This is a genomic window from Streptomyces sp. CA-243310, assembly GCF_050936775.1.
Lineage (GTDB): Bacteria > Actinomycetota > Actinomycetes > Streptomycetales > Streptomycetaceae > Streptomyces.
In genome coordinates this window covers 3443126-3469451 of the sequence record NZ_JBNJMF010000002.1, presented here as the reverse complement: position 1 = coordinate 3469451, position 26326 = coordinate 3443126, and the positions used below count along the sequence as shown (strand labels likewise).

The following is a 26326-nucleotide window of genomic DNA, read 5'->3' as shown; positions in this document are numbered from 1 at the left end:
CCGGGGGGCGCGGGATTTAGCGGGTGCGGGTGCGGGAGGGCTGGTGCTCGTCGCAGCGCCACCCGCACGGGTACGGGCGAACCGTTTCCGCACCGCATCCGGGGTTGCCGTACTCGCACTGGCGCGGCTTCCGCACGCCGTTGTTGCAGGCGTCGCAGTACCGGCGGCCGTCGGCCCGGTGGCGGCCGTGCACGGCCTGGTCGTGGTCGCACGACGGTGCGCGGCGTCCCATGCCCGTGATGCTGGCGAGCGCGGCCCGGTCCCGCTGGCGGGTGGGCTGGTCGTCGACGTGGTCCGGCTCGCAGCACCCCGGGCGGTCACAGGACGGTCGTACCTGCCCGATGGGCATACGACCGGTCCGGACCGCGAACGCGGCCTGATGGGCGGTGTACGCCTGTCCCGCGTGCTGGAAACGCCCCACCCCGCGGGAGTTGACCCCGGCAACCCATATGCGGTGTCCGTTGTCGGCGGCGCGGGTGCGGGCGGCGAACGCGGTGGCCAAGGATGCGGGGGTGAGCTCGACGGCGAGCTGTCCGGGCACGGGGGACGTCGGCGGGGAGTTGAGCAGACGGGCAACCCGGTCAAGGGCTATGGCGGTCACGGGGTCGACTCCTCGGGTGCGGCGGTGAGGGCGGCCATGTAGCCCGTGAGCGCTCCGGAGCGCCACGCTTCGCCGACGGCGGCCTTGCCCGTCTTCCTCCACGTGAGGGAGTGTGTACGGGCCCGTACGGGCTTGATCAGGACTCCGGGCACGTCGTGAACCTCGCCCGTGTCCGGGTCGACGATCTGCGTGGCGCCGGCGGCGTCCATCTGTGCGACCAGCTCGGCGAGCTTCCACGGGCGCACCTCACGGACAAGTCGCGTGGTCGTCCACTCCTGGGCGGGGTAGGTCTGCCGGAGCCATCGGGCGAGCTGGTCCTCGTCGACGACGACCGGCCCGGTCGCCCCCGCCCGGAGAGAGATCGTTGCGACGGTCTCGCCGTTGGGCAGGGTGGCGACGACACGCTCGACTCCGTCGCGGCGGGCGGCGCCGTCGAGGGCCGTTTGCATCCGGCTGCGCACGTCCTTCTTGGCGGCGGCTACGCGTGCGGCGAGCAGGTCGAGGGCGGCCTCTTCGAGGGCGAGCTCGCGCAGCGTCGGCGCGGCCTGCTCGTCGGCGGCCGTGGTCGAGGCGGTCGCGGCGGCGGCATCGGCGCATGCTTGGTCGCGGTCGGTCGCGGTCGTCATGCGGTTGCTCCCCTCACGACGTCGAGCAGGTCGTCGCGCTGCTCTCGAAGCTGGGCGATCGTGGCGGCGGCCGGCGCGCACTGGTGACGGGTGCTGAACAACTGGTCGGCCTCGGCCCGGTCAACCCCTGCGGACTTGGCCGCGTCGTACATCTCGCCGAGTGCGACGGCGTGTTCGGGGTCCTCCCCGGTCATCTGCTGGGCCTGGGCGCGCTTCTCCGCGGCAACGGCGTCGAGGCTCGCGAGGTAGCCCTCGGGGGCCCCGGCCGTCACGGCGGCGGCGCGCACTGCGGCGAACGCATCCGGGTTGGGCGCGGCCTTGGCCTCGGCGAGGTAGTCGCGACGTGGTGCGGCCGGCGGGGCGGTCGGCTGTTCCGCGGCGCCCACGGGGGTCTGCTCGGCTCGGGGCTGCTGCGACTGACGCTGCCCGCGCTGCCCGCGGGTCTGGCGCTGCTGCTTCTGGGCGTACTCGGCGCGGTGCTCGGGCGTCGGCTGTACCGGGTGATCGCGGTCTCCGTCATCGATGGACCGACCGTCGACCGGCAGCATGAACAGGGTGAAAAGCAGGTATTTGAGCGCGGCCGACTGGGCCTTGTTCATCGACTTGTCCGCGAAGTCGCTGGCCTCTCCCGGAACTTCGGCGATCAGGCAGTCACCCGCGGGCCCGTAGACCCGGTAGCGCATGGTGATGACGGTCCGGGTCATCTTCCCTTCCCGCTCCTGGCGCTGCCCGGCGATGGTCGGCAGGACGAACACGCCGTGCGCCCGCATCGGGCCGGCCATCGCGCTCATGACGTCGTCGATGCCACGGAAGGCGTAGTTCTGCTGGGCGTTCTTCTGGTTCTTCCCCACGGGCATCGTGTCCCGCATCACCGAATTGATCGCGGCGAACACCCGCGGGGCGTCGGCCGGCGCACCCTCGGGGGCGGGCTCGTAGGTCGTGGGAGCGGGGGCCGGGAGCGCGACCGGACCGGTCACGGCCTCGATCAGGCGGGCGGCGAGCTCCGGCGAGACGCGGGGGTCGGTGAGCGGCGTGGGCAGAGTCGTCACGGTCACGGGCGCGGGTTCCTGTTCCGGGTGAGGCGGACATGAGCGGCGAACTTGGTGAGTCGGGTGGCGTAGGTGATCGCGTCGTCCGGGTCGAGGTAGGCGTCGACCTGCTCGGCCGCGGGCACCTCGTCGAGCAGGGCGTCGCGGCTTCCGTCGGCCTCGGCCGCGCGAATGCAGCGCTCGTACTCCGGCATGTCGGTGCTGTGCTGCGCGAAGTCGAGGCGCTCGACGTTGGCGGCGTGCGCGGCGAGCAGCCGGCCGACCTCGTCGGGGTGCTCGGCGTAGGCGACGGCGAGCTCGTCGACCAGGGGCGCGAGGCGGGCGGCGAGCGCCCACCGGATCCGGCCGTCCGGGGTGATCTGCGGGTGGATCATCGGCCGGCCCCGTCCGTGAGTTCACGGGGGCCGAACGGCGTCGCCAGGGGCACCAGACGGCCCGTGCGGACGTCGTAGCGGCGTTGGCACGTCCAGTCGGTGAGGGTGAACTGTTGGCGCAGCAGGGCGAGCGCGGCGCGGTGCGTCGCACGGTCCGCGGCGACGGGGCGGCCGTGCTCGTCGTCGAGGGTGACCAGCGTGGCCGTGCGAGGGCGGCCCGAAAAGTCGCTGTAGACGGGTGTGGTGCGCACGGTGGCGATGGCGGGGGACAGTGCAGCGAGGGCGCGGGCAAGGTGCACGGTGCGCACGGCGACGGTGGCGCGAGGGGCGCGGCGCGGCTGCGGGGTAGCGTTGGGGGACACGTCCAGTCCTTTCATGTGGTGGGCGTGTGGGCCGTCCCGGGTCAGCTCCGGGGCGGCCCGTCGTCGTCTTAGGCGGCGCGGCGCGCGGGTACGGCGCGGTGGGCGCGGTCGGTGGTGATGGCGGCGACCAGTTCGGCGAGCGAGGGACCGCCGGCGACGTGGCAGGCGCGGGCCGCGGCCTCGACGCTCATGCGGTCCATGGCCTCGCATCCCGTCCACCAGGTCCGGGCGGCGGCGCGTACGGCGTGCCGGCGGGTGAGATTGGGCGTGGTCACGCTGCATCCGCCATGGGCGTGATGAGTTGACGTGCTGTCACGCCGTAGTGCCGTTCAACTACCGCGGCCAGGGCGCCGGAAGGGACGTTGTGTCCGTTCCAGAGACGCCATGCGGTAGTTCGTGCAACCTTCATGCGCCTTGCGATGTCTGAGGGGGTGTGATCTCCCGCGGTGCGGGCCGCGGCGACGAGAACAGAGCGGTCATACACAGCGTCAACATCCTTCCGTGAGTGGATCGTTTCCGTCCACGAGTGGAACGTTAACACGATGATCTGACATCGGCGTGTCGGTTTTCGAGGTGTTCCGATTCGAACTAACCGCGTTGACAGTTGGCATATGCCCGGCAACAATCGGTCACCTGTTCGAGGTCAAGGGGGGCCGATTCGGATGATTCGGGCGGAGCGTGTCCTGATTCCAGCGTTCGTGTATGACGTACCGTCCACGCGCGGTATGTTCCACCCATGGAACGAAGCACAAGGGCCACACCTGCGCAGTTCGCCGAGTGGCTACGGCAGCAGCTCACCGCACGGGGATACGACCTCCGACCTCGCGGCGGCGGGCAGACCAAATTCGCCGACGACTCCGGCATCGGGCGCGCCACGATCAGCCGCATTCTCGGCGGCCACGGAGCCACGGACACCCGCGTTCTCGCCCTGCTCGCCGAAGCCCTTGGGTCACCGCTGAGCGAGGTACTCGTACGCGCCGGCATCCTCGACGCGACCGAGCTAGACGCCGTCCAGAACCCGGGCACAACCGGCCGCCGCATCACGCCTGAACAGGCAGCGGACGAGCTAGGCATCAGGGACGAGCAGGCCCGCAGGGTCTTCCTGTCCATGACTGCGACGTTGCAACGGGAGACACCCCGAAAGAACGGCGAGGGGAACCTCGCATAGAACCAACCTGCACGGAGGCAAAGTGTTCAGCCGGTACCTGCCCGCAACGTCCCTCGCGCTTTTCAGCGTCGGAATCGCCGCGGGCATCCTCGGCATGCTCCGCAACCACGACAACCTGATGCGTACCGCGATCTTCCTGGTCCTGCTCGCCATGCCTCTGATCGTCGTCCGCACCATCCGCCAGGCACACGAAGTCAGTGCCGAACAGCTCGCCGACGCCGAGAACACCGGTTACCGCCGAGCGCTCGATCACGTCGCTCGCGGTCTGCTCGACCAGGACACCGCGCCGTGCCCCAGCCCCGGGGTACGCAAAGGCGTCGAGCCGGCCGCGGGCAACGTGATCCGCATTCGCCCGCTCCCCGACGGAGAGGAACGGAAGGCATTGTGACCATCACGCAGACACCTGCCACGTTCCAGGGCTCGCGAGGCAATCGCGAGCCCTGGGTCGGTTACATCAGGGTCAGCACCTACTACGAAGACAAGATCAGCCCCGACATTCAGCGCGCGGCCATCAAGGCATGGGCCGACCGTACGAACCGGTATATCGCCGAGTGGGTCGAAGACCTCGACGTCAGCGGCCGGACGTTCAAGCGCAAAATCATGATCGGCATCAAGACCGTCGAGGAGAAGCGCGCGCGCGGCATCGCCGTATGGCGATACTCCCGATTCGGCCGCTCCCGTCACGGCAACGCGGTGAACCTCGCCAGGCTCGAACAGGTCGGGGGGCGACTGGAGTCCGCGACCGAGTCGGCTGACACAACCACCGCATTCGGACGCCTGCAAATGGGCATGGCGTTCAAGTTCGCCGAGTTCGAAAGCGACCGCATCGGCGAGCAGTGGGCCGAGACCCGCGAGCACCGCCGCGCCCACGGCCTACCGGCCACAGGCGGACGACGCTGGGGCTTCATCTGGCACAGGCGCCGCCTCGACGAGGAAGGGGTCATCCACCCGGAGACCTACGAGCCGGCCGAAGACCTGGGCCTGGTCGTTGGGGATCTCTACGAGCGAGCGGCCGACGGACAGAGCATGAACTCGCTCACCCAGTGGCTCGGGCGCAACGGCTACATCGGCACGAAGGGGAAGCCCTGGCACCAGACCGGACTCAGCAAGTACATGGACAGCGGCTTTCCTGCCGGGTGGCTCCGGTACCACCCGGACGACTGTGACTGTCCCCCCGCCGATCCGGACGGCAACGCGCACCGGTCCGCCCTGTGCGTGAAGAAGGTGTTCATGCCCGGGGCGCAAACCCTGATCGTGAAAGAGGACGTGTGGGAGGAGTACCAGCGCAAGCGCAAGCTTGCCCAGGACCGGCCTGCCCGCAACCGCGCCGCGGTCTACCCGTCATCAGGGCTGGCCGTCTGCGGACGCTGCGGAGGCGCCACCACCGCAGGGAACAGCAGCACCAGGGGCGCCGGCGGAGTGCTCATCAGCAAGCCCGGATATCTGTTCCGGTGCAGCGCCCGGAAGGATAACGGCACCTGCGATGGCGTCTACATCCTCCGGTCGATCGTCGAGGCCGCGATCCTCGAACGACTTGGCGAGCTCGAAGTCGAGATCGAGACGGAGGCGGCCAAGATCGCCGAGGAAGCAGCCAAGCAACCGAAGAAGAGAGGCGAGGAGCCGGCCACCACCGCCGGACGTCTGGAGCAAGCACGCAAGCAGCACGGGGCACGTCTCGCCCAGATTCAGCAAGAGCTCGACACCCAGACGAGCTTGGTCTCGCGCGGCATCATCCCCGAGGACTCCTACGTACGCGAGCGCAACCGGCTCACGGCCGAACAAGAGTCGGTCGCGGCCGAGCTCGCCGAGCTCGACAACAACGCAGGGAAGCAAGAAGCGGACCGAGGCGAGTACCTGCCCGTAATCCGCGGACTCATCACCCGATGGGCCATCACGCCTGTGGCCACACGCCGGGCCCTGCTGCGCACGTTGCTGCGCGGAGTGTGGGCGTACCCGGAGGGAACCGGCCCGAAGGCTGACGCGAGCGGGGCGTACGCCGTCGCTGTCGCCATCTGGGAAGAGGCGCCGGCCCCGGTCGGGCGCCGCGCCGCGGCATAGCCGCAGGTCAAAGGACGAGCGTCCTTCTATCGCCTAGCTGAGCAGATTGGCCAGGCTTTCATTGCTCACGACATCTCCCTTTCCCAGGGTGTCCGTTGTGTCCCCGGGCATAGCTCATCAGTCGGCGGCCCGGGTGGCAAGGGGCAGCCGGGAATTGGTTTAGACCTATATCACGGCCGGACCCACGTACGAGTGGCCCCCTCTCGCCGCAGGGAGCGAGAAGGGGCCACTTCGTGGCACGGATATCGGAGGGTATCGGTTCAGCCGGGCATGTGATCCGGGACGGGGTGCGCGGGAGGTTCAGACGCGCTGACCGACGCTGTCGAAGACGCGGCAGTCGAAGAAGTCCTCGCCCTCCGAGAGCAGATACGCCTGCGCCTCGCCCACGTGGAAGTACATGCCGTGCAGTTCCAGAGTGCCCTCGGCGAGCCGGCGGGCGACCGATTCGTGCGCCCGCAGGTGCTCCAACTGCTGCACCACGTTGGTCAGACACAACTGTTCCACGGCGTCGGCCGGGAGCCGGCCCGCGATCCGGGCCCACGCGTGATGACGGCTGGCCATCCGCTCCAGGCTGGGCAGGCCGTGCCGCAACCAGCGGCGCAGCGGGGTCATGGGAGTGCCGGGGTGGGAGTTCAGCAGGGCCTGCATGGCCCCGCAGCCCGAGTGGCCGCACACCGTGATGCTGTCCACCTGGAGCACGTCCACGGCGTACTCGATCGCCGCGGCGACCGAATCGTCCGTGGACTCGGCGCCGGGCAACGGCACCAGGTTGCCGACGTTGCGCACGGTGAACAGGTCGCCGGGGCCGCTGGCCGTGATCATGCTGGTCACCAGGCGGGAATCCGCGCAGGTGAGGAAGAGCTGCGTTGGCCGCTGCCCCTCGCGCGCCAGTCGAGCCAGTTCATCACGGACATGGGGGGCGGTGTCGCGCTGGAACGCGCTGATGCCGTTGGCCAGCCGGCCCGCTCCGCGCCGCCGGGGCTCGACCGCGGAACCGGCCGTGCCGGCGCCGGGGCTCGTACGCTCCTGCGCGCCCGTGGATTCGCCCGAACCGATGTCGGCCCGATGGTCGCAGTGGTTCTGCCAGGGGGTCCAGGGGCGGCAGCACTGGTGGGTTCCGCGCTGGCCCGTACCGGGGCCCTTGCCTCGGTCCGCCATGCCGCGGTCGGTCTCGGGGGTCCGGTTGTGGGAGCGGCCGGTGACCTCCACCGAACCGCCGTGCGCCCGATGGGAGTCCTGCCAGTCGTGCAGGGTCTCGTAGGCCGCGTGGTCCATGAACGAGCCGTCCAACTCGATCACCGCGGGCCGGTCGTGCGGGATCTGGTTCAGCACCCGACTCAACCGGGGTACCGCGAGGAAGGTCAACTGGCCTCGTGCCCATACGCGATGGACCCCGTCGATCACCTCCACCGTGATCCGGGTCCGCGCGAGACGGTGCAGGGCCAGGCCCACGGCCACCGCCACGCCGACGGCGACCCCCTCCAGCACCCCACCGAGCACCACGGCCACGATCGTCGTCGCGTAGACCAGGACTTCACGGTGTCGGGTGACGGTGCGCAGGTGCGTGATGCTGACCATCTGAACGCCCACCGCCATCACCAGGGCGGCCAGCGCGGCGAGCGGGATCAAGTCGAGGACCGGGACGAGCAGCGCGGCCGCGATCAGTACCCAGAGGCCGTGCATCATCGAGGAATTGCGGCTGGTGGCACCGGCTTTGACGTTGGCGACGCTACGGACCGCCACGCCCGTGACGGGCAGCCCGCCCAGCGCCCCGGACACGATGTTCGCCGCGCCCTGTCCGCGCAGTTCACGGTTGAGGTCGACGCGCGGCGGACGGTTGTCCGTACCCCGCTCGGAGGCGATCAGCTTGTCCGTGGCGACCGCGGACAGCAGCGACTCCACGCTGCCGACCAACGTGATGGTCAGCACCGCGGCGAGGAGGCCGAGGACCGGGCCCTCGGGCAGCTCGGGCAGTGCGTGGCTGCGCCAGGACGGCAGGTCCACCCGGGGCAGGCTGAGGCCGGCCAGGGCGGCGAACGCGGTGGCCGTGGCGACGGCCGCGAGCGCGGCGGGAACCCTGCGCACGTTCCGGCCGATCCGGCCCGGCAGCCGCGGCCAACCGAGCAGGACGACCAGGGTGAGCGCGCTGATCCCCAGCGCGACCGGATGCAGGTCGGCCAACTGGCCGGGCAGACCCCGGACGTTGGCCACGGCGGAGCTCTGCGGGGTGCCGCCGAGAACGATGTGCAACTGCGCCAGCGCGATGGTCACGCCGATGCCGGCGAGCATGCCGTGCACGATCGCCGGGCTCACCATCAGCGCGGACCGGGCCGTACGCAGGAAGGCGAGCCCGAGCTGGCAGCAGCCGGCGAGCACGGTGATGGCGCAGGTGGTGCGCCATCCGTAGCGCTGGATCAGTTCGGCGGTGACCACCGTGAGGCCTGCGGCGGGGCCGCTGACCTGAAGCGGCGCGCCCCCGAGCCGGCCGGCCACGATCCCGCCGACGGCCGCGGCCACCAGCCCCGCCTGGAGCGGGGCGCCCGTGGCCAGGGCGATGCCCAGGGAAAGCGGCAGGGCGATCAGGAAGACGGCGATGGAGGCGGACAGGTCCGCCGGGAAGCTCTTGACGGAAACGGGAGGTACGGGAGGTCGGGTGGACGCTGGGGGCGAGAGGGCGGCGCCCGGGGAGTCTTCGGCGGCGCCTTCAGTGGTGGCTGTCATGGGTTCCCGTCTCCTCTGAGGAGGGATGAAGCGGCGGGAGTCTCAACACTCGGTAAATGAACGGTAATGGAGAGTAAAGAGAGGTGGTGAGAAATGGGAGTAAATGGCCTAGGAATTAGCTCCCAGGAGTGATTAAGCATTTTGTCCGGCTTGTCATACCTTCCTCAAACCTGACCGCATGGGACGTTGCGGCGCGGAAGTCCTGCGATGGAACTGCGAGGGAGAGGTGTGCGGATGATCGCCGCCACGAAGAAGATCGCCGGCGGCCTGGTCGCCACGGCCCTGGTCCTGGGCGCTGCCGGGTGCTCCTCGGAACCCGCCAAGCCCGCGCCCGGTGGCCAGAACGCCAGGAAGGGCGCCGCCGCACCGGAGGCCCCGGGCAGTGTGAAGCGGCTCATCGGGGACGGCTCGACCGCGTACACCGGCCTCCAGCCGAACGTCGTGAAGCCGCAGCGGATGAAGCCCGGTGAGAAGCCCCCGCAGTTCGTCGTCTTCTCGTGGGACGGCGCCGGCGAGGACAGCCAGAAGCTCTTCTCGCACTTCCGTGAGGTCGGCAAGGAGTACAACGCCCGAATGACCTACTTCCTCAGCGGCGTGTACATGCTGCCGGAGGAGAAGGCCTCGCTCTACACCGCTCCGCAGCACTCGCCGGGGCGTTCCGACATCGGTTTCGGCGACCTCCAGGGCATCAAGGACACCGCCACCCAGGTCCGCGCGGCCTGGCAGGAGGGCAACGAGATCGGCACCCACTTCAACGGCCACTTCTGCGGCCCCGAAGGCGGTGTCGGCACCTGGTCCGTCGAGGAGTGGAAGAGCGAGATCAACCAGGCCAAGTCGTTCGTCAAGAACTGGAAGACGAACACCCCGGCGCTGAAGGGTCTGGAGCCGCTCCCGTTCGACTACGAGAAGGAGTTGATCGGCGCCCGCACCCCCTGCCTCGAAGGCCAGAAGAACTTCATGCTGGCGGCCAAGGACATGGGCTTCCGCTACGACTCCAGCGGCATCAGCAAGCAGATCTGGCCCAAGAAGACCGACGGGCTCTGGGACCTTCCCCTGCAACTGGTGCCCATGCCGGGGCGTGCCTTCGACACCCTGAGCATGGACTACAACTACATGGTCAACCAGTCCGGGACGACCACCCAGGGAGACCCCTCGCAGCACGCCTACTGGGGCGAGCAGATGCGCGACGGCCTTCAGAAGGCCTTCGACCGGGTCTACCAGGGCAACCGGGCACCGCTGATCATCGGCAACCACTTCGAGTCCTGGAACGGCGGCACCTATATGAAGGCCGTCGAGGACTCCATCAAGTCCATGTGCACCCAGAAGGAGGTCCGCTGCGTGCCGTTCCGCGAGCTGGCCGACTGGCTGGACGCCCAGGAACCGAAGACGCTGGCGTGGATGCGCGGCCTCGACGTCGGTGAGGCCCCGAAGGCCGGCTGGAGCAAGTTCCTCACCGCGGGGCCGCCGGCAGCGCCGGCCGCCCCCGGTTCCCCGGCCGGGGTCAAGCCGGCTGCGGAGTCGGCCGAGTCAGGGTCGGACGAGGGCTGACCACCTCCGCGCTCGGGGTCTCGCGGAGGACGAAATCGGGGTCGACCTGTTCCGCCAGGTCGACCCCGGTCTTCGCGTTCCCCCAGCTCTCGGCGTTCCGCAGGTGGAAGTGGACCATCTGCTCCGTGTACCGGGCCCAGTCGCGGTCGGCGTACGAGTCCTCGGCGGCGTCCTGGAGCGCCTGCAGCGCGAGCCGGTTGGTCGCCTCCAGCAGCTCGAACCGGGCGGGGCGTCCCTTTTCCATCGACCGCACCCAGTCCGAATGCCCGACGGTGACCAGCAGGTCGTCGCCGACCTCGTCCTGGAGGAACTCGATGTCCTCCGGCCCCTGCACCTTGTTGCCGATCACCTTGAGCGCGATCCCGAAGTCCCGGGCGTACTCCTTGTACTGGCGGTAGACGGAGACGCCCTTGCGGGTCGGCTCGGCCACCAGGAAGGTCATGTCGAAGCGGGTGAACATGCCCGACGCGAAGGAGTCCGAACCCGCGGTCATGTCGACGACCACGTACTCGTCCGGACCGTCGACCAGATGATTGAGGCAGAGTTCGACCGCCCCGACCTTCGAGTGGTAGCAGGCCACGCCCAGGTCCGCCTCGGTGAACGGCCCGGTGGCCATGAGGCGGACGGGCTCGCCGTCGAGCATCAGCGTGCGCGCGCACGCCTCGTACACCGGGTTGTCCTCGGTGACCCGCAACAGGCGCGACCCGGTCCCGGGCGGAGTGGTCTTGATCATGGCGTCGGCGGACGCGATGCGCGGGTTCGATCCGCGCAGGTAGTCCTTGATGAGCGACAGGTGCGCGCCCAGGGCGGGCAGCTCGGCGGCCTCGTCCTCGCCGAGCCCGAGGGCCGCGCCGAGATGCTGGTTGATGTCGGCGTCCACCGCGACGACGGGGGCTTCATTGGCGGCAAGGTGGCGGATGAAGAGGGAGGACAGCGTGGTCTTGCCGCTGCCGCCCTTTCCCACGAAAGCGATCTTCATGTTCACCAAGCGTAGTGGGTTGATAGCGCTAAGTGGTCTACCTGAGTGAAGAAGACCACTCCAAGGAGGGGTCGGTGCTATGCGCGCGCAGTGCGTAGGCTCCCTACTTATGAGTAGCGCTGCTGACCCGCTGGCCCCACTGGCCGGGCTGCCGGGTGTCTCCGATTCCGTGGATTCCGTACGCAAGGCCGTGGACCGGGTCTACGGGCACCGGGTGATGCGTCGCCGCAGCGGGGAGATCGCCTCGGAGGCGGCGCTGCGCGGCGCGCGCGGGAGCGCGGCCCTGTCGGGCGCCGACTGGGCCCTGGAAGAGGTGCGTCGCCGGACCGACTTCGGTTCGGAGTCGCAGGCGCGGGCGGTGGGTGCGGCTTTGCGCCTGACGGCCGAGGCCGGGCAGCTCCTGAGCATCTGGCGGCAGTCCCCGATGCGTGTCCTCGCGCGCCTGCACCTGGTCGCGTCGGGTTCGACGGCGGCGGCTCCGGACGCGTCCGCGCCGCCGGCGGTGGAGGGCGACACGGTGGGGCGGCCTCGTCTGGCGGGTGAACCGGTGGACGAGCCGCTGATCGACCTGCCGCTTCCGAGTGCCGAGGAGGTCGCGGGCCGGCTGGACGGGCTGTCGCGGCTGATCATCGCGGGAGGCTCTTCGCCGGCGCTGATCACGGCATCGGTGGTGCACGGCGAACTGCTGGCCCTGCGCCCCTTCGGGACCTACAACGGTCTGGTGGCGCGGGCGGCCGAACGGATCGTGCTGATCAACAGCGGGCTCGACCCGAAGGCCATCTGCCCGGCCGAGGTCGGGCACGCGGAGCAGGGTGCGCAGGCGTACGTCGCGGCTTTCGAGGGGTACGTGTCCGGAACCGCGGAGGGCATGGCCGCCTGGATCGCACACTGCGGCCGGGCGATCGAGCTGGGTTCCCGGGAATCGATGGCGGTCTGCGAGGCGCTCCAGCGCGGCGCGGCCTGAACGCGGGTTGCGGCGACACCGTCTTGCCTTGGTGTCGCCGCTGGCACTCGCGCCCAGTTACCAAGCGTCCTCGAATGTATGCCCATCAGGTCGGGAACTTTGCCCGTCACCTGGTGCGGCTGGCCCGTAATCGACGGGTCGACGTCGCGTGGGTGCTCGGCGTTCATGCTTCGGTCCGTGGGCCTTACTGCGTTTTAAAGATGATCCTCTCGGATGTTCTTTGGTCTCGCGGGCCGTTGACTCCTTTGTACTCCGCTTCGGAGACAAGCGAAACCCCTGGCTCCACTTCTTTACTTTTCCGGGCGAGCGTGGACGATCCGGACATTCGATTTCCAGGCGCGGTGTTGTTCCGACGCGGCCGTGCAGCGCCGCAGCGCGGGCCGCGGAGCGGGTCCTGGAGCGGGTCCTGGAGCGGCGGGGGCTCGCGGGACTACACGGCGGAGGTGCCCGCCCGCCGCCGGCTCGCGTACCAGACGAGCCCGGCCGTGGCGGCGGCCGCGCCGACCGCCGCGGCGGCCACCAGGGCCGGTCGGGACGTCATGGACCCCGGCAGCCGCTGCTTCAGCCGCACGGGCCTGTTGAACACCAGCACCGGCCACTCCCGCGCGACCGCCTCGCGGCGCAACGCCCGGTCGGGATTGACGGCATGGGGGTGTCCCACCGCCTCCAGCATCGGCACGTCGGTGATCGAGTCGCTGTACGCGTAACACCGCGCGAGGTCGTACCCCTCCGACTCGGCGAGCTCGCGTACGGCCTCCGCCTTCGTGGGTCCGTAGGCGTAGTACTCGATCTCGCCCGTGAAGCAGCCGTCGTCGCCGACCACCATCCGGGTGGCCACGACACGGTCCGCGCCGAGCATCTCGCCGATCGGCTCGACCACTTCGGCGCCGGAGGTCGACACGATCACCACGTCACGGCCGGCCGTGTGGTGGGCCTCGATGAGGGACGCGGCCTCGTCGTAGATGATCGGGTCGATGAGGTCGTGCAGCGCTTCGGCGACGATCTCGCGCACCTGCTGGACGTTCCACCCCTTGCAGAGGGCGGACAGGTACTCCCGCATCCGCTCCATCTGATCGTGGTCGGCGCCGCCGACCAAGAAGAAGAACTGGGTGTAAGCGGTGCGCAGTACGGCCCGCCGGTTGATCAGGCCACCCTGGTAGAAGGACTTGCTGAACGTCAGAGTGCTCGACTTCGCAATGACCGTCTTGTCCAGGTCGAAGAAGGCAGCGGTCCGAGGCGAGGAGTGCGGCAAGGGCTGATTTTCCACGCCCCGAGCATATGCGCCCACCATTCGGCGTAAGGTGTGGCGCGTGGGTTTGCCTGAGAGGGCTCTCGGGTACACCATGGAAGTCACGGATCGTTCGCGACCGTGCTAACCCGGTCTGGCTCCTCCCCCCCCGAGTCGGACCGTGGGGACGACCCCCGCTCTCCCCCCCGGCGGGGGTCGTCGCATGTCCGGACGCGGTTTGCGTCCCTTGCCTTCGGCCCGTGGTGACCATTTCCCCGGCCCCTCCTCTTCGGCGGCCTTGCGTCGCGAAGGCCCTCACCTCCTTGAACTCGTGACTGTGTGTAGTGGTTCCGCCGCGCTCTGAACTCACACGATGGGGTGGCGGAGTTATTCACAGAGGGCTTCTTGTCCACAGTTTTCGAGCAAGATCCACTTCATTTCCCGGATCCCTGCACGGTGATTCCAGCCGCGAAGTCCGCGGTGCCTGGATTCGCAGTGAGAAGGGGGCGAGATCGTGGCTGGATCGGCTGGATCGAAGTCGTGTGAAGCACCGGAGTCCGAGCTGTCCGGTGGGGGAAGGCCGTCGAAGCGGGCGGAAGAGGTCGTGCCCGGTGGTGGCCGGCCGCTGATCATCACCGAGGACCCCCTGCTGCTCGACGACCTGCTGCGGCTGTGCGCCGCCGCGGGCGCCGAACCGCACGTCCACCACGCGGTGCCCGAACCGGGCGGAGCCGGGGTCCCGGCGGAAGGCGACGGAGAGAACGTCGATCTCCCCATGTCGACGTCCGGCAGCGTCGGTTGGGACTCCGCCCCGCTCGTGCTCGTCGGGGACGACGCGGCACGCCGGGTCCGCGGCGCGCCCCGCCGGGACGCGGTCCTTCTCGTCGGCCGGGATCTGGACGACCCGCTGGTGTGGCAGCGGGCGTTGGAGATCGGCGCCGAGGAGGTGCTGAGGCTCCCCGACGCGGAGAGCCGACTCGTCGACCGCATTGCCGACGTGGTGGAAGGGGCCGGCCGGCCCGCCCTCGCGGTCGGCGTGATCGGAGGCAGTGGCGGCGCCGGCGCGTCGACGCTGGCCTGCGCGCTCGCGGTACGGGCCGCGCGCGCCGGCGAACGCACCATCCTCATCGACGGGGACCCCCTCGGCGGGGGCATGGACGTACTGCTCGGGGGCGAGGGCGCCGAAGGGCTGCGCTGGCCGGACTTCGCGGCCTCGCGGGGCCGGGTCGGGGCCGGGGCACTGGAGGAGTCCCTGCCGGAACTGCACGCGCTCCGGGTGCTCAGCTGGGACCGAGGGGACCGGGTCGTGGTGCCGCCCGCAGCGATGCGCTCGGTGATCGCCGCGGCCCGCCGCCGTGGCGGCGTGGTCGTCGTCGATCTGCCCCGGCGGGTGGACGAGGCGGTGGCCGAGGTGCTGGCCCAGTTGGATCTCGTACTGATGGTGGTGCCGGGTGAGTTGAGGGCCGTGGCCGCAGCCGGGCGGGTGGCGGCAGGGGTGCGGATGGTCGCCCGGGACGTCCGCGTGGTCGTACGGGGGCGCTGTCCCGAGGGGCTCGACGCCGAAGCCGTGGCCCGACTGCTGGGAGCACCCCTGGCCGGCGAGGTGCCGGTCGAGGTGGGACTGCCGGGACGGGTGGCCGAGGGGGAACCGCCGGGGTCCCGCGGGCGGGGCGCCCTGGCCCGCTTCTGCGACGGCTTCTGGCGGCGGGCCCTCGGATCCGCACAAGGGGTGCCGGCATGAGCGCGCTGCTCCTGGACGCGGTGCGGCAACGGCTCGCGGAGAGCGGAGCGGAGCCGACCCCGGCCAGGGTCGCGGCGGCCCTGCGGGCTCAGGGCCGGCTGCTCGGAGACGCGGAAGTGCTCGGTGCGGCGGCCGAGTTACGGTCGGAACTGGTCGGCGCCGGCCCGCTGGAGGCGCTCCTCGCCGACCCCGAGGTCACCGACGTGCTGGTGGCGGCACCCGACCGGGTGTGGGTGGACCGCGGAGGAGGGCTGGAACTCACCGGGGTGACCTTCGCCGACGCCGCGGCGGTGCGCAGGCTCGCGCAACGGCTGGCCGCCGTGGCGGGACGGCGCCTCGACGACGCCCGGCCCTGGGTGGACGCCCGTATGCCGGACGGCACCCGGCTGCATGCCGTGCTGCCACCGGTCGCCGTCGGATCCGCCTGCCTGTCACTGCGGGTCGTCCGGCCGAGAGCCTTCACATTGGACGAGTTGGTGACCGCGGGGACCCTGCCGCCGGGCGGGCACGAGCTGCTCCGGGCGATGGTCGAGGCCCGGCTCTCCTTCCTCGTCTCCGGAGGCACCGGAACGGGCAAGACCACCCTGCTGAGCGCCCTGTTGGGCCTGGTCGGGCCGGGTGAACGGATCGTCCTGGCCGAGGACTCGGCCGAGCTGCGCCCCGACCATCCACACGTCGTGCGGCTGGAGACCCGGCCCGCGAATCAGGAGGGAGCAGGTCTCGTCACCCTGGCGGACCTGGTCCGGCAGGCGTTGAGGATGCGCCCCGATCGGCTGGTGGTCGGGGAAGTGCGGGGCCCGGAGGTGGCGGACCTGCTGGCCGCCCTCAATACGGGCCACGAAGGGGGCTGTGGCACGGTTCATGCCAATGCGGCAGCTCATGTGCCGGCGCGGTTGGAGGCGCTCGGTACGACTGCGGGGCTCGATCGTGCCGCTCTGCACAGCCAGTTGGCGGCCGCGCTGACCCTGGTGGTTCACCTGGTTCGGGACCGGGCCGGGCGCCGCCGGGTGGCCGAGGTGCACGTCCTCGAACGGGACCCGGCCGGGCTGGTGGTGACGGTGCCCGCGTTGCTCTGGTCGGCGCGGGGGTTCGTACGGGAAAGGGGCTGGGCCCGGCTCGGTCCGCTGTTGGAGGTTTCCCGATGAGCGCCGGGACGGTCGGGGTGGCGGGCTCCGCGCCGGTGCTCGCCGGTGTGCTCTGCGCGGGGGCCGCCGCCTGGATGTTGGCCGGAGGCGATCAGGTGTCCCGACGGGCCCGGTTGTTGCCGATCGGCGGCGCTCCGGCGGTGTCGGCAGGATCAGCGCGTCGGGAGCGGCTGCTGATCGCGGTCCGGGTGCGGGCCGCGCGATGGCGGGAGTGGTCCGGCGCCGGGGTCGGGGTGCTGGTGGCGTTGTTCGGCGGTTCCGTGCTTCCGCTGGCGCTGGGGGCGGCCTCGGTGCCGCTGCTGAGGAAATGGTTGAGGGGCAGGGATCGGGAACGGTCCAGGGAGGCCCGGGCCGCCGACGTGATGGCGTTGTGCGGGGTCACCGTGGGGGAACTGAGGGCGGGTGCGCAGCCCGGCCGGGCCCTGGGCGCGGCGCTGAGACGCACCACTACGGGCACCGGTGGTCTGGGTGCGGTGGAGGCCGGGGTGCTGGCCGCCGCGGCTTTCGGGGGCGATGTCGCCCTGGCACTGCGCGAGGCGTCGCGGGAGCCGGGCGCGGAGGGGCTGGCCGGGATGGCGGCCTGCTGGCGGGTCTCCGTGGACGGGGGCGCCGGCCTGGCAGCCGGACTGGACCGACTCGAGGGGGCGTTGAGAGCGGAGCGGGACCGGGAGGAGTCGCTGCGGGCCCAGTTGGCCGGAGCTCGCTCGACGGCGGTGGTGCTGGCCTTGTTGCCCCTGGTGGGGCTGGTGATCGGTACCGGCCTCGGGGCGGACCCGCTCGCGGTCCTGCTGCACACCCCGATGGGGTGGGGCTGCCTGGTGGCGGGCGCGGTGCTGGAGGCGCTGGGGATGTTGTGGTGCCGCCGGATCGTACGGGCGGGGGAGCGGTGATGGATGAGGCGTGGGTCCACCGGTTGGGGGTGGCGTTGTGCCTCGCGGTGGCGGTGTCGTGCGTGGGATCGGCGGCCGCGTCAGGAGTACGGCGGCGGAAGACCCGGCGGCGGATCAGGGCACTGCTGAGGGTGCGAACAGTTCCGCGCGGGCCGCTGTTCGGGCCTCGGGCGCGGGATCGGGTCGTCACGTGGTCGTGGCCGGCGGGCGCTCTGGTGGCGGCCTGGGTACTGGTCGGCGGTGTGACGGGTGTCCTGGTCGGGTGCGGCGCGGCGTACGCGGTGTGGCGCCTGCGATCGAGGGCCGCAGCGATGTCGGTCGGAGCGGACCCCCGTGAGGTGGAGCGGCAACTTCCCTTTGCGGCAGATCTGTTGGCTGCCTGCCTGGCGGCCGGAGCCGGCCCGGTGGAGGCGGCCGAGGTGGTCGGGGAGTCGCTGGGCGGCCCCGTGGGGGAGCGACTGGCGGTGGCCGGGGCGGAACTGCGGCTCGGTGGCGAACCGGGTGCGGGGTGGGGGAGGTTGGCGGAGATACCGGGCGCCCGTGAGCTGGCGGAGTGCCTGGAGCGGGCCGCTCGTACGGGGGCTCCGGCCGCCGAACCGGTCTCCCGCCTGGCGTCGGCCCTCAGGGCGGACCGGGCCCGACAGGCCACTACCCGGGCACAGCGGGCCGCCGTACTCGTCACCGCACCTGTGGGGCTGTGTTTCCTCCCCGCATTTCTTGTGGTGGGAGTGGCTCCAGTGGTGATTGGGATGGCTGCTGGTCTTCTCTCGGGCACTTGAAATCAAAACCTGAAATCACATCAAGAGTGAAATCAAACAGGAGGTTGTCATGAGGATCATCTGGTTTCGAGTGCGGTCCGCGCTCAGTGGCCGCGGTCGCGATGCCGGGATGTCGACTTCGGAATACGCCATGGGCACGATCGCGGCCTGTGCGTTCGCTGCCGTTCTGTACAAGGTGGTCACGAGCGACGTGGTGTCGACGGCCCTTCAGTCCACCATCGGGAAGGCGCTCGATGTGCCGTTCTGAGGAAAGCCCGGGCGGAAAGGGCGACCGCGGATATGTGACCGCGGAGGCGGCTCTGGTGATCCCGGCGCTGGTGTTGTTCGCGGCGCTGCTGGTGTGGGCGCTGATGGCGGCGGCCGCGCAGATCCGGTGCGTGGACGCGGCCCGGGCGGGGGCGCGGGCCGCGGCCCGCTCGGAGTCGGCGGAGGTCGTGGTGGCGGCGGCCGGGGCCGCCGCCCCGCGGGGAGCGGAGGTGCGGTTGGAGCGGGTGGGGGACCTGTGGAGGGTTCGGGTCGCGGCGCCGGCGCCCGGGCCGGGCGGGCTGCCGGTACGTCTCGGCGCCCAGGCGGTGGCCTTGGCGGAGGACAGTGTGGGGCCGCCGCCGTGAGGCGGGACCGGGGCTCCGCCACCGTGTGGGCGGCGTTGGTGACGACGGTGCTGGCGGCGGTGTTCGGGGGTGTCCTGCTGCTCGGTCAGGCCGTCGTGGCGCGGCACCGGGCGGCTGCGGCCGCGGACCTGGCGGCCCTCGCCGCGGCGGCGACCTGGGCGCACGGCCCCGAGGCTGCCTGTGCGACGGCGGTGCGGGTGGCGCGGGCACAGGGCGCGAGTCTGACCGCCTGCGACGTTCACGGTGAGGTCGCCGAGGTCGTGGCCCGTGCCCCGACCGGCCCCTTCGCTCCCACGCTCGCGTCCCGGGCGGGCCCTCCGCTCCCGCCTTCCCAGGCCCGGGGGCCGGCCGGTCCGTCCTCTCCAGGCCGAGGGCCGGCCGACCCGTGAGTCCGGCCCGCGATCCGTGAGCCCTGCCCGGGGGCAGCCGGTCCGTGGGCCCTGCCCGGTGCGGCGGTTCCGGCGGGCACCACACGGTCACCGCACCGGTGGTTGCCGGGGTCGCCCCAAGGCTTGGTCCCGGGTGGGCAGGGCCGTGGTGTCCGGGCCCCCGGGAAGGCGCCGGGGCGGCGGCTCGGGACCGTGCGCGACCCGTTCGGCCCATCGGCTCCCGTCGGATTTCCGGGGCGCCGGGGCCGGGCGCGCGGAGGCGGACCGGACGGGGGCACGATGCGTCTCCAGGACGTGGCGTTCGGGCCGCCGCCCTCGGCTGGGCCGCCTCACTGCCCGCCGGGCCGCCGTGACCGGGCCGGGCCGGGCCGGCCCGCGCCGGCCCGCACCCGGGGTCCTCCCTGCCCGCCTGCCTGCCCGCCCGGTCCTGTCCGGCCCCGCCCCGCCGTGCCCGGTCCGCTCCGGGGCTGGTTCGTCGGTGTTTCGTTCGGTGCGGTTCGTCCGGCGTGGCCTGGGCGGGACGCGGGTGCCGGTTCAGCTCTCCGGGGCGTCGGCGAGCAGACGGGTGAGCAGACGGATGGCGCCGCGTTTGTGGAGGGGGTCGTTGCCATTGCCGCACTTGGGCGACTGGATGCAGGAGGGGCAGCCCGCCTCGCATTCGCAGGCCGCGATGGCGTCGCGGGTGGCCGTCAGCCAGCTGCGGGCCGTGTGGAAGGCGCGTTCCGCGAACCCGGCGCCGCCGGGGTGGCCGTCGTAGACGAACACCGTGGGCAGCAGGGTGTCGGGGTGCAGCGGGACGGAGACCCCGCCGATGTCCCAGCGGTCGCAGGTGGCGAACAGCGGGAGCAGACCGATGGAGGCGTGCTCGGCGGCGTGCAGGGCGCCGCCGAGGATCTCCGGGTTGATCCGGGCCTCGTCGAGCTGGTCCTCGGTGACCGTCCACCAGACGGCCCGGGTGCGCAGGGTGCGCGGCGGCAGGTCGAGCTTGGCCTCGCCGAGCACCTCGCCGGAGATCAGCTTGCGCCGCAGGTAGGAGACGACCTGGTTGGTGACCTCGACGGAGCCGAAACAGAGCCTGCCCTGACCCCACGGGATCTCGCTCTCGGTCTCCAGCACCGCGATGGACGTGGTGTCGCGCGCGGTGGTGGAGAAGGGCGGATCGGCCTGCTCCACCAGTGCGACCGAGTCCTCCAGGTCGAGGTGTTTCACCAGGTAGGTGCGGCCCTGGTGGAGATGAACGGCCCCGTCGTGAACGGCCGTGTGGGAGGCCGACTCGTCGACGGTGCCGAGCAGCCGGCCGGTGGCCGCCTCCACGATCTGCACGGGACGGCCCCCGCCGCCCCGGATGTCGGTCAGGTCCGAGGCGCGTTCCCGGCGGGTCCAGTGCCAGGCCGTGGCCCGGCGGCGCAGCAGTTTCGCCGCCTCCAGCTGCGGGAGGAGGCCGCCGGCCGCCGGTCCGAAGAGGTCGAGGTCCGCCTCGGTCAGCGGGAGCTCGGCGGCTGCCGCGCACAGGTGCGGGGCGAGCACGTACGGGTTGTCCGGATCCAGCACGGTGGCCTCCACGGGCTGCCGGAACAGCGCCTCGGGGTGGTGGACCAGGTAGGTGTCCAGCGGGTCGTCACGGGCCACCAGGACGGCCAGGGCGCCCTGTCCCGAGCGGCCGGCCCGCCCTGCCTGCTGCCACAGGGAGGCCCGCGTGCCCGGATAGCCGGTGATCAGCACCGCGTCCAGGCCGGAGACGTCCACGCCGAGTTCCAGGGCGGTGGTGGCGGCCAGCCCCAGCAGTTGCCCGGAGTGCAGGGCCCGCTCCAGGGCGCGCCGCTCCTCGGGCAGGTAACCGCCCCGGTACGCGGCCACCCGCCGCGGCAGGGACCGGTCCACCTCGGCGAGCCGCTCCTGGGCGATCACGGCGATCAGTTCCGCGCCGCGCCGTGATCGCACGAAAGCCACCGTGCGGACCCCCTGGACCACCAGGTCGGTCAGCAGGTCGGCGGTCTCGGCGGTGGCCGTACGGCGCACGGGAGCGCCCTTCTCGCCCTTCATGTCGGTCAGCGGGGGCTCCCACAGGGCGAAGACCACCTCGCCCCGCGGGGAGGCGTCGTCGGCGACCTCCACGACCTTCAGGCCGGTCAGCCGGGACGCGGAGGTCGCCGGGTCGCTGGAGGTCGCGGAGGCCAGCAGGAAGACGGGTTCCGAGCCGTAACGGGCACACAGCCGCCGCAGCCGCCGCAGTACCTGGGCCACGTGGGAGCCGAAAACCCCCCGGTAGCTGTGGCACTCGTCGATCACCACGTAGCGCAGCGCCTTCAGGAACGATGACCAGCGCGGGTGGGCGGGGAGGATCCCGCGGTGCAGCATGTCGGGGTTGGTGAGCACGTAGTTCGCGTACTGGCGCACCCACTCGCGTTCCTCGACGGGGGTGTCCCCGTCGTAGACGGCGGGCCGGATCGCGTTGCCCAGCGGGCTCGCCAGCTCCCGTACGGCGCGCCGCTGGTCGGCCGCCAGGGCCTTGGTGGGGGCCAGGTACAGGGCGGTCGCGCCCCGGCCGTTGGGGGCCTCGGCGCCGTCCGCGAGGGCGGAGAGCACGGGGGCCAGGTAGGCCAGGGATTTGCCCGAGGCGGTGCCGGTGGCCACGACCACGGACGTGCCGTCCAGGGCGTGCTCGGCCGCCGCGGCCTGGTGTTCCCACGGATGTTCGATTCCGGCGGCCTGAATGGCGGCCACGACATCAGTTCGGATGCGGTCGGGCCAGACCGCATGACGACCCGCCCGAGGGGGCAAGTGCTCCGTATGGGTGATGCGCGCAGCTCGAGAAGGCCCCCGTGCCAGCCGGTCCAGGACCGTGCTCGGAGTGGGTCGAGAGTCCGCGGCTGCCGTGGGCCGACCGGGACGGTGAGTATTGGCCATTGGAACCGAGTGTGTCACCGGCGTGCGGGACAATGGACCCAAGGCGTCGTGCGCGCCTGCCGGTAAGTGATTGAATGCCATCGCGGCAGCCGATCCCTCTCCTACCTTCGGATGGGGAGGCCCCTGGGGGGCGCCGCTCGATAGCAAGGTGCTGGAGGATCCGTGGACCTGTCCCTGTCGACTCGCACTGTCGGCGACCGCACGGTCGTAGAGGTCGGTGGCGAGATTGATGTGTATACCGCGCCCAAGCTGCGCGAGCAGTTGGTGGAGTTGGTGAACGACGGCAGCTACCACTTGGTTGTCGACATGGAGCGAGTGGACTTCCTCGACTCCACCGGCCTCGGTGTGCTCGTGGGAGGCCTCAAGCGTGTTCGTGCGCACGAGGGCTCGCTGCGTCTGGTCTGCAACCAGGAGCGCATCCTGAAAATCTTCCGTATCACCGGTCTGACCAAGGTGTTCCCGATCCACACGACCGTGGAAGACGCCGTCAACGCCACCGACTGACGGTTTCCGGCGGCCGAAACGCCGTCAGAAGCCGACGAGGAGCGGGGGGTACCGGACCATGGTCGGTCCGGGCCCCTGTCAAGGCGCGCCCGTTGGTCCGCGCCCAGAGTCCGAGGGGGACGCGCATGGCCACCGTTGAACTGCGCTTCAGCGCCCAGCCCGAACACGTCCGGACGGCCCGCCTGGTCGCGGCCGCCGTGGCGCGCCGGGCCGGGGTGGAGGAAGCCGTCCTCGACGAGGTTCGCCTCGCCGTGGGTGAGGCCTGCTCGCGCGCCGTCGGGCTGCACCGCAACAACGGGCTGACCGGTCCGGTCCGGGTGGTCCTGACCGAGGAGGAGAAAGTTTTCTCCATCGAGGTCGGCGATGACGTTCCCGGTCCGGCCGGCGGTTCGGCCGAGGCCGTGTCGGGCATCGCCGCCGCCTTGGACCCGGACAACGAGGGCGAGGACGAAATGGGCCTCGCCGTGATCAGTGGACTCGTCGACGATGTCGAGGTGACCAGCGGCGAAGGGGGCGGCACCATCCGGATGAGCTGGCCCGTGGCGAAGATCTCCGCACTCCCGTAGCGGTCCTTGGCAGGACCTCCGTCACCGGAACGGCCCCTCCGAGGTCGATTTTCGGCCGGCGCATCGGATCTTCAAGGTGCCCTGGTGCCGTATTCGCCTCGGTGCCCGGTCTGTACTGACGTCGCGTCCGCCCGTACGCCCTGGCCTTTCATGCCCTGGTCATGCCGCAGGCCTGCCGGGCGCCGGATCACGCACATCTCTCCCCTCCCCGCCGTGTCGCGTCCGGCGGGTGGCTCCGTACCGCGTCGCGTGCCGGACGAACGGCATCACGGTTCGGACGGTCCCCGGACGGGGTTGCTTTCACATCTTCCGATCTTCAAAGGCCCTGCTCCGCAGGGCCTTTTCTGCTGCCCGGACATGAATTTCCGGATCGATGACCATGCGTCAATGCCTTTGCCCCATTACCACTTTCGAGGGTATTGGAGTGACGTGATCTATTGCTGGGGAGCAAGAGCAGGCCAATTGCGTTTCCCGCCCACTGTTTTGATCAGGTCGCGCTCCCTACAATCCGTCCACATCTTGAGCTCATCACGTCAAGGAGGACGAATGACGGGGCTCTTCACCCCCAACGCGCCGATCGGCACCTCCGATCTGGCCGCCGCAGTACTCACCGATGACAATCGGCTCATCGTGATCGTGATTGCAGCGGTCGCACTTCTCGCACTCGTCGTCGCGCAAGTCCTGGTCCGCCAGGTGCTCGCCGCCGACGAGGGCACCACCGGCATGAAGGAGATCGCCGCCGCCGTTCAGGAAGGCGCCAACGCCTACCTCGGACGGCAACTGCGCACCCTCGGCGTCTTCGCCGTCGTGGTGTTCTTCCTGCTCTTCCTGCTCCCCGCCGACGACTGGTCGCAGCGGGCGGGCCGTTCCGCCTTCTTCCTCGTCGGCGCGCTCTTCTCGGCCGCCACCGGCTACATCGGCATGCGCCTCGCGGTCCGCGCGAACGTTCGCGTGGCCGCCGCCGCGCGGGAGGCGACCCCTGCCGAGGGCGAACCCGCCAAGGACCTGACCGAAGTGGCCCACAAGGCCATGAGGATCGCCTTCCGCACCGGTGGCGTGGTCGGCATGTTCACCGTCGGCCTCGGCCTGCTCGGCGCCTCCTGCGTCGTGCTCGTCTACGCCGCCGACGCCCCCAAGGTCCTGGAGGGCTTCGGGCTCGGCGCCGCGCTGATCGCCATGTTCATGCGTGTCGGTGGCGGCATCTTCACCAAGGCCGCCGACGTCGGCGCCGACCTGGTCGGCAAGGTCGAGCAGGGCATTCCGGAGGACGACCCCCGCAATGCCGCGACCATCGCCGACAACGTGGGCGACAACGTCGGCGACTGCGCCGGCATGGCGGCCGACCTCTTCGAGTCCTACGCCGTCACCCTCGTGGCCGCGCTGATCCTCGGCAAGGCCGCCTTCGGTGACCTGGGTCTGGCGTTCCCGCTGATCGTTCCCGCGATCGGCGTCGTCACCGCCATGATCGGCATCTTCGCGGTGTCCCCGCGCCGATCCGACCGCAGCGGGATGACCGCCATCAACCGCGGCTTCTTCATCTCCGCCGCGATCTCCCTGGTGCTCGTCGGGATCGCCGTCTACGCGTACCTGCCGGCCACCTACAAGGAGCTCGTCGGCGTCGAGGACCCGGCGATCCTCAACCACTCCGGAGACCCGCGGATCCTGGCCGTCGTCGCCGTCGCCATCGGCATCGTGCTCGCCGCCCTGATCCAGCAGTTGACCGGCTACTTCACCGAGACCAGCCGGCGCCCCGTACGGGACATCGGCAAGTCCTCGCTGACCGGCGCGGCCACCGTCGTCCTCGCCGGGATCTCGGTGGGCCTGGAGTCCGCCGTCTACACCGCGCTGCTCATCGGCCTCGGCGTGTACGGGGCCTTCCTGCTCGGCGGCACCTCGATCATGCTGGCGCTCTTCGCGGTGGCCCTGGCCGGCACCGGCCTGCTGACCACGGTCGGCGTCATCGTCGCCATGGACACCTTCGGACCGGTGTCGGACAACGCGCAGGGCATCGCCGAGATGTCCGGTGACGTCGAAGGCGCCGGCGCGCGGGTCCTGACCGACCTGGACGCCGTCGGCAACACCACCAAGGCCATCACCAAGGGCATCGCGATCGCCACCGCCGTGCTCGCCGCCGCCGCGCTCTTCGGCTCGTACAACGACGCCATCGCCACCGCGGTCAAGCAAGTCGGTGCCAAGGCCGGGGAGATGAACCTCAGCCTCGACATCGCGCAGCCCAACAACCTGGTCGGCCTGATCCTCGGCGCGGCCGTCGTGTTCCTGTTCTCCGGACTCGCCATCAACGCCGTCTCCCGCTCCGCGGGCGCCGTCGTCTACGAGGTGCGTCGGCAGTTCCGCGAGCACCCCGGGATCATGGACTACACCGAGAAGCCCGAGTACGGGCGCGTCGTGGACATCTGCACCAAGGACGCGCTGCGCGAACTCGCCACGCCCGGCCTACTCGCCGTGCTCACCCCGATCGCGGTGGGCTTCTCGCTCGGTGTCGGCGCGCTCGGCTCGTTCCTCGCCGGTGCCATCGGCACCGGCACCCTGATGGCGGTCTTCCTCGCCAACTCCGGCGGCGCCTGGGACAACGCGAAGAAGCTCGTCGAGGACGGCCACCACGGGGGCAAGGGCAGCGAGGCCCACGCCGCCGTCGTCATCGGCGACACCGTCGGCGACCCGTTCAAGGACACCGCCGGCCCGGCCATCAACCCGCTGCTCAAGGTGATGAACCTGGTGGCCCTGCTGATCGCCCCGGCCATCGTGCAGTTCAGCTACGGCGACGACACCAGCCCGACCGTGCGGGCGATCGTCGCGGTCCTGGCCATCACCGTCATCATCGTCGCGGTGTACGTGTCCAAGCGGCGCGGCATCGCCGTGGGTGACGAGGGCGAGGACGGCGCGGCCGAGCGAGTGGCGCAGCCCACAGATCCGGCGGTGGTTTCCTGACCCTCTCCGTGCCGGGGCCCGAGCGGCTCCCGGCCGGTGCCCCGAACGGCCTGCGGCCCTGTTCCGCACGGGGTTCGGGGGTACGCCCGAACGGCGGACGGGCGGCGCGGACTGACGCGCCGCCCGTCCGCCTTTCCGTGTCCGCCCAGGGTGGGCGTGTATCTTCC

The 26326-nt window shown here is 71.0% G+C and carries 25 protein-coding genes; 15 read left to right on the top strand and 10 right to left on the bottom strand.

Features of this window, described 5'->3' with window-relative positions:
• Window positions 1-16 precede the first annotated feature (16 nt).
• The 6 genes from ACQEVM_RS33230 to ACQEVM_RS33205 form a co-directional block, all read right to left on the bottom strand.
• Window positions 17-601, bottom strand: a complete 585-nt coding sequence (locus ACQEVM_RS33230; protein ID WP_433085195.1) for a hypothetical protein — start codon at window positions 599-601, stop codon at window positions 17-19.
• A complete protein-coding gene (locus tag ACQEVM_RS33225; RefSeq protein WP_433085193.1) occupies window positions 598-1227 on the bottom strand; it encodes a hypothetical protein in 630 nt (209 codons plus the stop codon). Before ACQEVM_RS33225 ends, ACQEVM_RS33230 begins: the two co-directional genes overlap by 4 nt.
• Window positions 1224-2282, bottom strand: coding sequence for an ERF family protein (locus tag ACQEVM_RS33220; RefSeq protein ID WP_433085191.1), 1059 nt, complete (start codon window positions 2280-2282; stop codon window positions 1224-1226). The genes ACQEVM_RS33225 and ACQEVM_RS33220 overlap by 4 nt, the downstream gene beginning before the upstream one ends.
• Window positions 2279-2650, bottom strand: coding sequence for a hypothetical protein (locus ACQEVM_RS33215; RefSeq protein ID WP_433085190.1), 372 nt, complete (start codon window positions 2648-2650; stop codon window positions 2279-2281). The genes ACQEVM_RS33220 and ACQEVM_RS33215 overlap by 4 nt, the downstream gene beginning before the upstream one ends.
• Window positions 2647-3012, bottom strand: a complete 366-nt coding sequence (locus tag ACQEVM_RS33210; protein ID WP_433085188.1) for a hypothetical protein — start codon at window positions 3010-3012, stop codon at window positions 2647-2649. The genes ACQEVM_RS33215 and ACQEVM_RS33210 overlap by 4 nt, the downstream gene beginning before the upstream one ends.
• A 68-nt stretch (window positions 3013-3080) precedes the next feature.
• The gene (locus ACQEVM_RS33205) at window positions 3081-3287 is read right to left on the bottom strand and encodes a hypothetical protein (protein ID WP_433085186.1); all 207 of its coding nucleotides are present in this window, start codon (window positions 3285-3287) and stop codon (window positions 3081-3083) included.
• A 461-nt stretch (window positions 3288-3748) separates the two neighbouring features.
• Between ACQEVM_RS33205 and ACQEVM_RS33200 the strand changes: the two genes are divergently transcribed.
• Genes ACQEVM_RS33200 through ACQEVM_RS33190 form a run of 3 tightly spaced genes read left to right on the top strand, consistent with a single transcriptional unit; the run spans window position 3749 to window position 6238 of the window.
• Window positions 3749-4180 (top strand): helix-turn-helix domain-containing protein, encoded by a 432-nt coding sequence (locus tag ACQEVM_RS33200; RefSeq protein ID WP_433085184.1) that lies wholly within the window; start codon window positions 3749-3751, stop codon window positions 4178-4180.
• 22 nt (window positions 4181-4202) lie between these two features.
• Window positions 4203-4568 carry a hypothetical protein gene (locus ACQEVM_RS33195; protein ID WP_433085182.1) on the top strand — a complete coding sequence of 122 codons (366 nt, stop codon included), beginning with the start codon at window positions 4203-4205 and terminating at the stop codon, window positions 4566-4568.
• On the top strand, window positions 4565-6238 hold the full coding sequence (locus tag ACQEVM_RS33190; protein ID WP_433085180.1) for a recombinase family protein: 1674 nt from the start codon (window positions 4565-4567) through the stop codon (window positions 6236-6238). Before ACQEVM_RS33195 ends, ACQEVM_RS33190 begins: the two co-directional genes overlap by 4 nt.
• Window positions 6239-6538: 300 nt before the next feature.
• Here ACQEVM_RS33190 and ACQEVM_RS33185 read toward each other — a convergent pair whose 3' ends face one another.
• Window positions 6539-8959, bottom strand: a complete 2421-nt coding sequence (locus tag ACQEVM_RS33185; protein WP_433085178.1) for a SulP family inorganic anion transporter — start codon at window positions 8957-8959, stop codon at window positions 6539-6541.
• A gap of 234 nt (window positions 8960-9193) precedes the next feature.
• Between ACQEVM_RS33185 and ACQEVM_RS33180 the strand changes: the two genes are divergently transcribed.
• Window positions 9194-10507: a hypothetical protein gene (locus tag ACQEVM_RS33180; protein ID WP_433085176.1), complete on the top strand. Its 1314-nt coding sequence runs from the start codon at window positions 9194-9196 to the stop codon at window positions 10505-10507.
• Here the strand turns inward: ACQEVM_RS33180 and ACQEVM_RS33175 are convergent.
• Window positions 10461-11486: an ATP-binding protein gene (locus tag ACQEVM_RS33175; protein WP_433085174.1), complete on the bottom strand. Its 1026-nt coding sequence runs from the start codon at window positions 11484-11486 to the stop codon at window positions 10461-10463. The two genes, ACQEVM_RS33180 and ACQEVM_RS33175, sit on opposite strands and share 47 nt — an antisense overlap.
• 109 nt (window positions 11487-11595) lie before the next feature.
• Between ACQEVM_RS33175 and ACQEVM_RS33170 the strand changes: the two genes are divergently transcribed.
• Entirely contained in the window at window positions 11596-12450 is an 855-nt protein-coding gene (locus ACQEVM_RS33170; protein WP_433085172.1) for an oxidoreductase, read from the top strand.
• A 430-nt stretch (window positions 12451-12880) separates the two neighbouring features.
• On the opposite strand, the gene ACQEVM_RS33165 is transcribed toward ACQEVM_RS33170, so the two are convergent.
• A complete protein-coding gene (locus tag ACQEVM_RS33165) occupies window positions 12881-13741 on the bottom strand; it encodes an HAD family hydrolase (RefSeq protein ID WP_433085170.1) in 861 nt (286 codons plus the stop codon).
• A gap of 499 nt (window positions 13742-14240) precedes the next feature.
• On the opposite strand from ACQEVM_RS33165, the gene ssd reads away from it, so the two are divergent.
• From ssd to ACQEVM_RS33130, 7 genes are read left to right on the top strand one after another with little or no spacing between them, the layout of a single operon-like run.
• A complete protein-coding gene (ssd, locus tag ACQEVM_RS33160; protein WP_433085527.1) occupies window positions 14241-15419 on the top strand; it encodes a septum site-determining protein Ssd in 1179 nt (392 codons plus the stop codon).
• Window positions 15416-16564, top strand: a complete 1149-nt coding sequence (locus ACQEVM_RS33155; protein WP_433085168.1) for a TadA family conjugal transfer-associated ATPase — start codon at window positions 15416-15418, stop codon at window positions 16562-16564. The genes ssd and ACQEVM_RS33155 overlap by 4 nt, the downstream gene beginning before the upstream one ends.
• The gene (locus ACQEVM_RS33150; protein ID WP_433085166.1) at window positions 16561-17454 is read left to right on the top strand and encodes a type II secretion system F family protein; all 894 of its coding nucleotides are present in this window, start codon (window positions 16561-16563) and stop codon (window positions 17452-17454) included. The genes ACQEVM_RS33155 and ACQEVM_RS33150 overlap by 4 nt, the downstream gene beginning before the upstream one ends.
• Window positions 17454-18233: a type II secretion system F family protein gene (locus tag ACQEVM_RS33145; protein WP_433085164.1), complete on the top strand. Its 780-nt coding sequence runs from the start codon at window positions 17454-17456 to the stop codon at window positions 18231-18233. The genes ACQEVM_RS33150 and ACQEVM_RS33145 overlap by 1 nt, the downstream gene beginning before the upstream one ends.
• Window positions 18234-18282: 49 nt before the next feature.
• Entirely contained in the window at window positions 18283-18480 is a 198-nt protein-coding gene (locus tag ACQEVM_RS33140; RefSeq protein ID WP_053676892.1) for a DUF4244 domain-containing protein, read from the top strand.
• Entirely contained in the window at window positions 18467-18844 is a 378-nt protein-coding gene (locus ACQEVM_RS33135) for a TadE family type IV pilus minor pilin (protein WP_433085161.1), read from the top strand. The genes ACQEVM_RS33140 and ACQEVM_RS33135 overlap by 14 nt, the downstream gene beginning before the upstream one ends.
• On the top strand, window positions 18841-19233 hold the full coding sequence (locus tag ACQEVM_RS33130; RefSeq protein WP_433085159.1) for an Rv3654c family TadE-like protein: 393 nt from the start codon (window positions 18841-18843) through the stop codon (window positions 19231-19233). Before ACQEVM_RS33135 ends, ACQEVM_RS33130 begins: the two co-directional genes overlap by 4 nt.
• 534 nt (window positions 19234-19767) lie before the next feature.
• Here the strand turns inward: ACQEVM_RS33130 and ACQEVM_RS33125 are convergent.
• Window positions 19768-22221 (bottom strand): DEAD/DEAH box helicase, encoded by a 2454-nt coding sequence (locus ACQEVM_RS33125; RefSeq protein WP_433085157.1) that lies wholly within the window; start codon window positions 22219-22221, stop codon window positions 19768-19770.
• 81 nt (window positions 22222-22302) lie between these two features.
• On the opposite strand from ACQEVM_RS33125, the gene bldG reads away from it, so the two are divergent.
• From bldG to ACQEVM_RS33110, 3 genes are all read left to right on the top strand, one after another.
• A complete protein-coding gene (gene bldG, locus ACQEVM_RS33120; protein WP_008743037.1) occupies window positions 22303-22644 on the top strand; it encodes an anti-sigma factor antagonist BldG in 342 nt (113 codons plus the stop codon).
• Between the two features lie 125 nt (window positions 22645-22769).
• A complete protein-coding gene (locus tag ACQEVM_RS33115; RefSeq protein ID WP_433085155.1) occupies window positions 22770-23210 on the top strand; it encodes an ATP-binding protein in 441 nt (146 codons plus the stop codon).
• 546 nt (window positions 23211-23756) lie between these two features.
• A complete protein-coding gene (locus ACQEVM_RS33110) occupies window positions 23757-26159 on the top strand; it encodes a sodium-translocating pyrophosphatase (RefSeq protein ID WP_433085153.1) in 2403 nt (800 codons plus the stop codon).
• Window positions 26160-26326 lie beyond the last annotated feature (167 nt).

Excerpts from the sequence above, each read along its gene's own strand:
- ACQEVM_RS33200 (WP_433085184.1), top strand. The coding sequence starts at position 3,749 with ATGGAACGAAGCACAAGGGCCACACCTGCGCAGTTCGCCGAGTGGCTA.
- ACQEVM_RS33170 (WP_433085172.1), top strand. The coding sequence starts at position 11,596 with ATGAGTAGCGCTGCTGACCCGCTGGCCCCACTGGCCGGGCTGCCGGGT.
- ACQEVM_RS33115 (WP_433085155.1), top strand. The coding sequence starts at position 22,770 with ATGGCCACCGTTGAACTGCGCTTCAGCGCCCAGCCCGAACACGTCCGG.
- ACQEVM_RS33150 (WP_433085166.1), top strand. The coding sequence starts at position 16,561 with ATGAGCGCCGGGACGGTCGGGGTGGCGGGCTCCGCGCCGGTGCTCGCC.
- ACQEVM_RS33125 (WP_433085157.1), bottom strand. The coding sequence starts at position 22,221 with ATGGCATTCAATCACTTACCGGCAGGCGCGCACGACGCCTTGGGTCCA.
- ACQEVM_RS33180 (WP_433085176.1), top strand. The coding sequence starts at position 9,194 with ATGATCGCCGCCACGAAGAAGATCGCCGGCGGCCTGGTCGCCACGGCC.
- ACQEVM_RS33175 (WP_433085174.1), bottom strand. The coding sequence starts at position 11,486 with ATGAAGATCGCTTTCGTGGGAAAGGGCGGCAGCGGCAAGACCACGCTG.
- ACQEVM_RS33185 (WP_433085178.1), bottom strand. The coding sequence starts at position 8,959 with ATGACAGCCACCACTGAAGGCGCCGCCGAAGACTCCCCGGGCGCCGCC.
- ACQEVM_RS33215 (WP_433085190.1), bottom strand. The coding sequence starts at position 2,650 with ATGATCCACCCGCAGATCACCCCGGACGGCCGGATCCGGTGGGCGCTC.
- ACQEVM_RS33225 (WP_433085193.1), bottom strand. The coding sequence starts at position 1,227 with ATGACGACCGCGACCGACCGCGACCAAGCATGCGCCGATGCCGCCGCC.
- ACQEVM_RS33135 (WP_433085161.1), top strand. The coding sequence starts at position 18,467 with ATGTGCCGTTCTGAGGAAAGCCCGGGCGGAAAGGGCGACCGCGGATAT.
- ACQEVM_RS33140 (WP_053676892.1), top strand. The coding sequence starts at position 18,283 with ATGAGGATCATCTGGTTTCGAGTGCGGTCCGCGCTCAGTGGCCGCGGT.
- ACQEVM_RS33165 (WP_433085170.1), bottom strand. The coding sequence starts at position 13,741 with ATGGTGGGCGCATATGCTCGGGGCGTGGAAAATCAGCCCTTGCCGCAC.
- ACQEVM_RS33145 (WP_433085164.1), top strand. The coding sequence starts at position 17,454 with ATGGATGAGGCGTGGGTCCACCGGTTGGGGGTGGCGTTGTGCCTCGCG.
- ACQEVM_RS33155 (WP_433085168.1), top strand. The coding sequence starts at position 15,416 with ATGAGCGCGCTGCTCCTGGACGCGGTGCGGCAACGGCTCGCGGAGAGC.
- ACQEVM_RS33110 (WP_433085153.1), top strand. The coding sequence starts at position 23,757 with ATGACGGGGCTCTTCACCCCCAACGCGCCGATCGGCACCTCCGATCTG.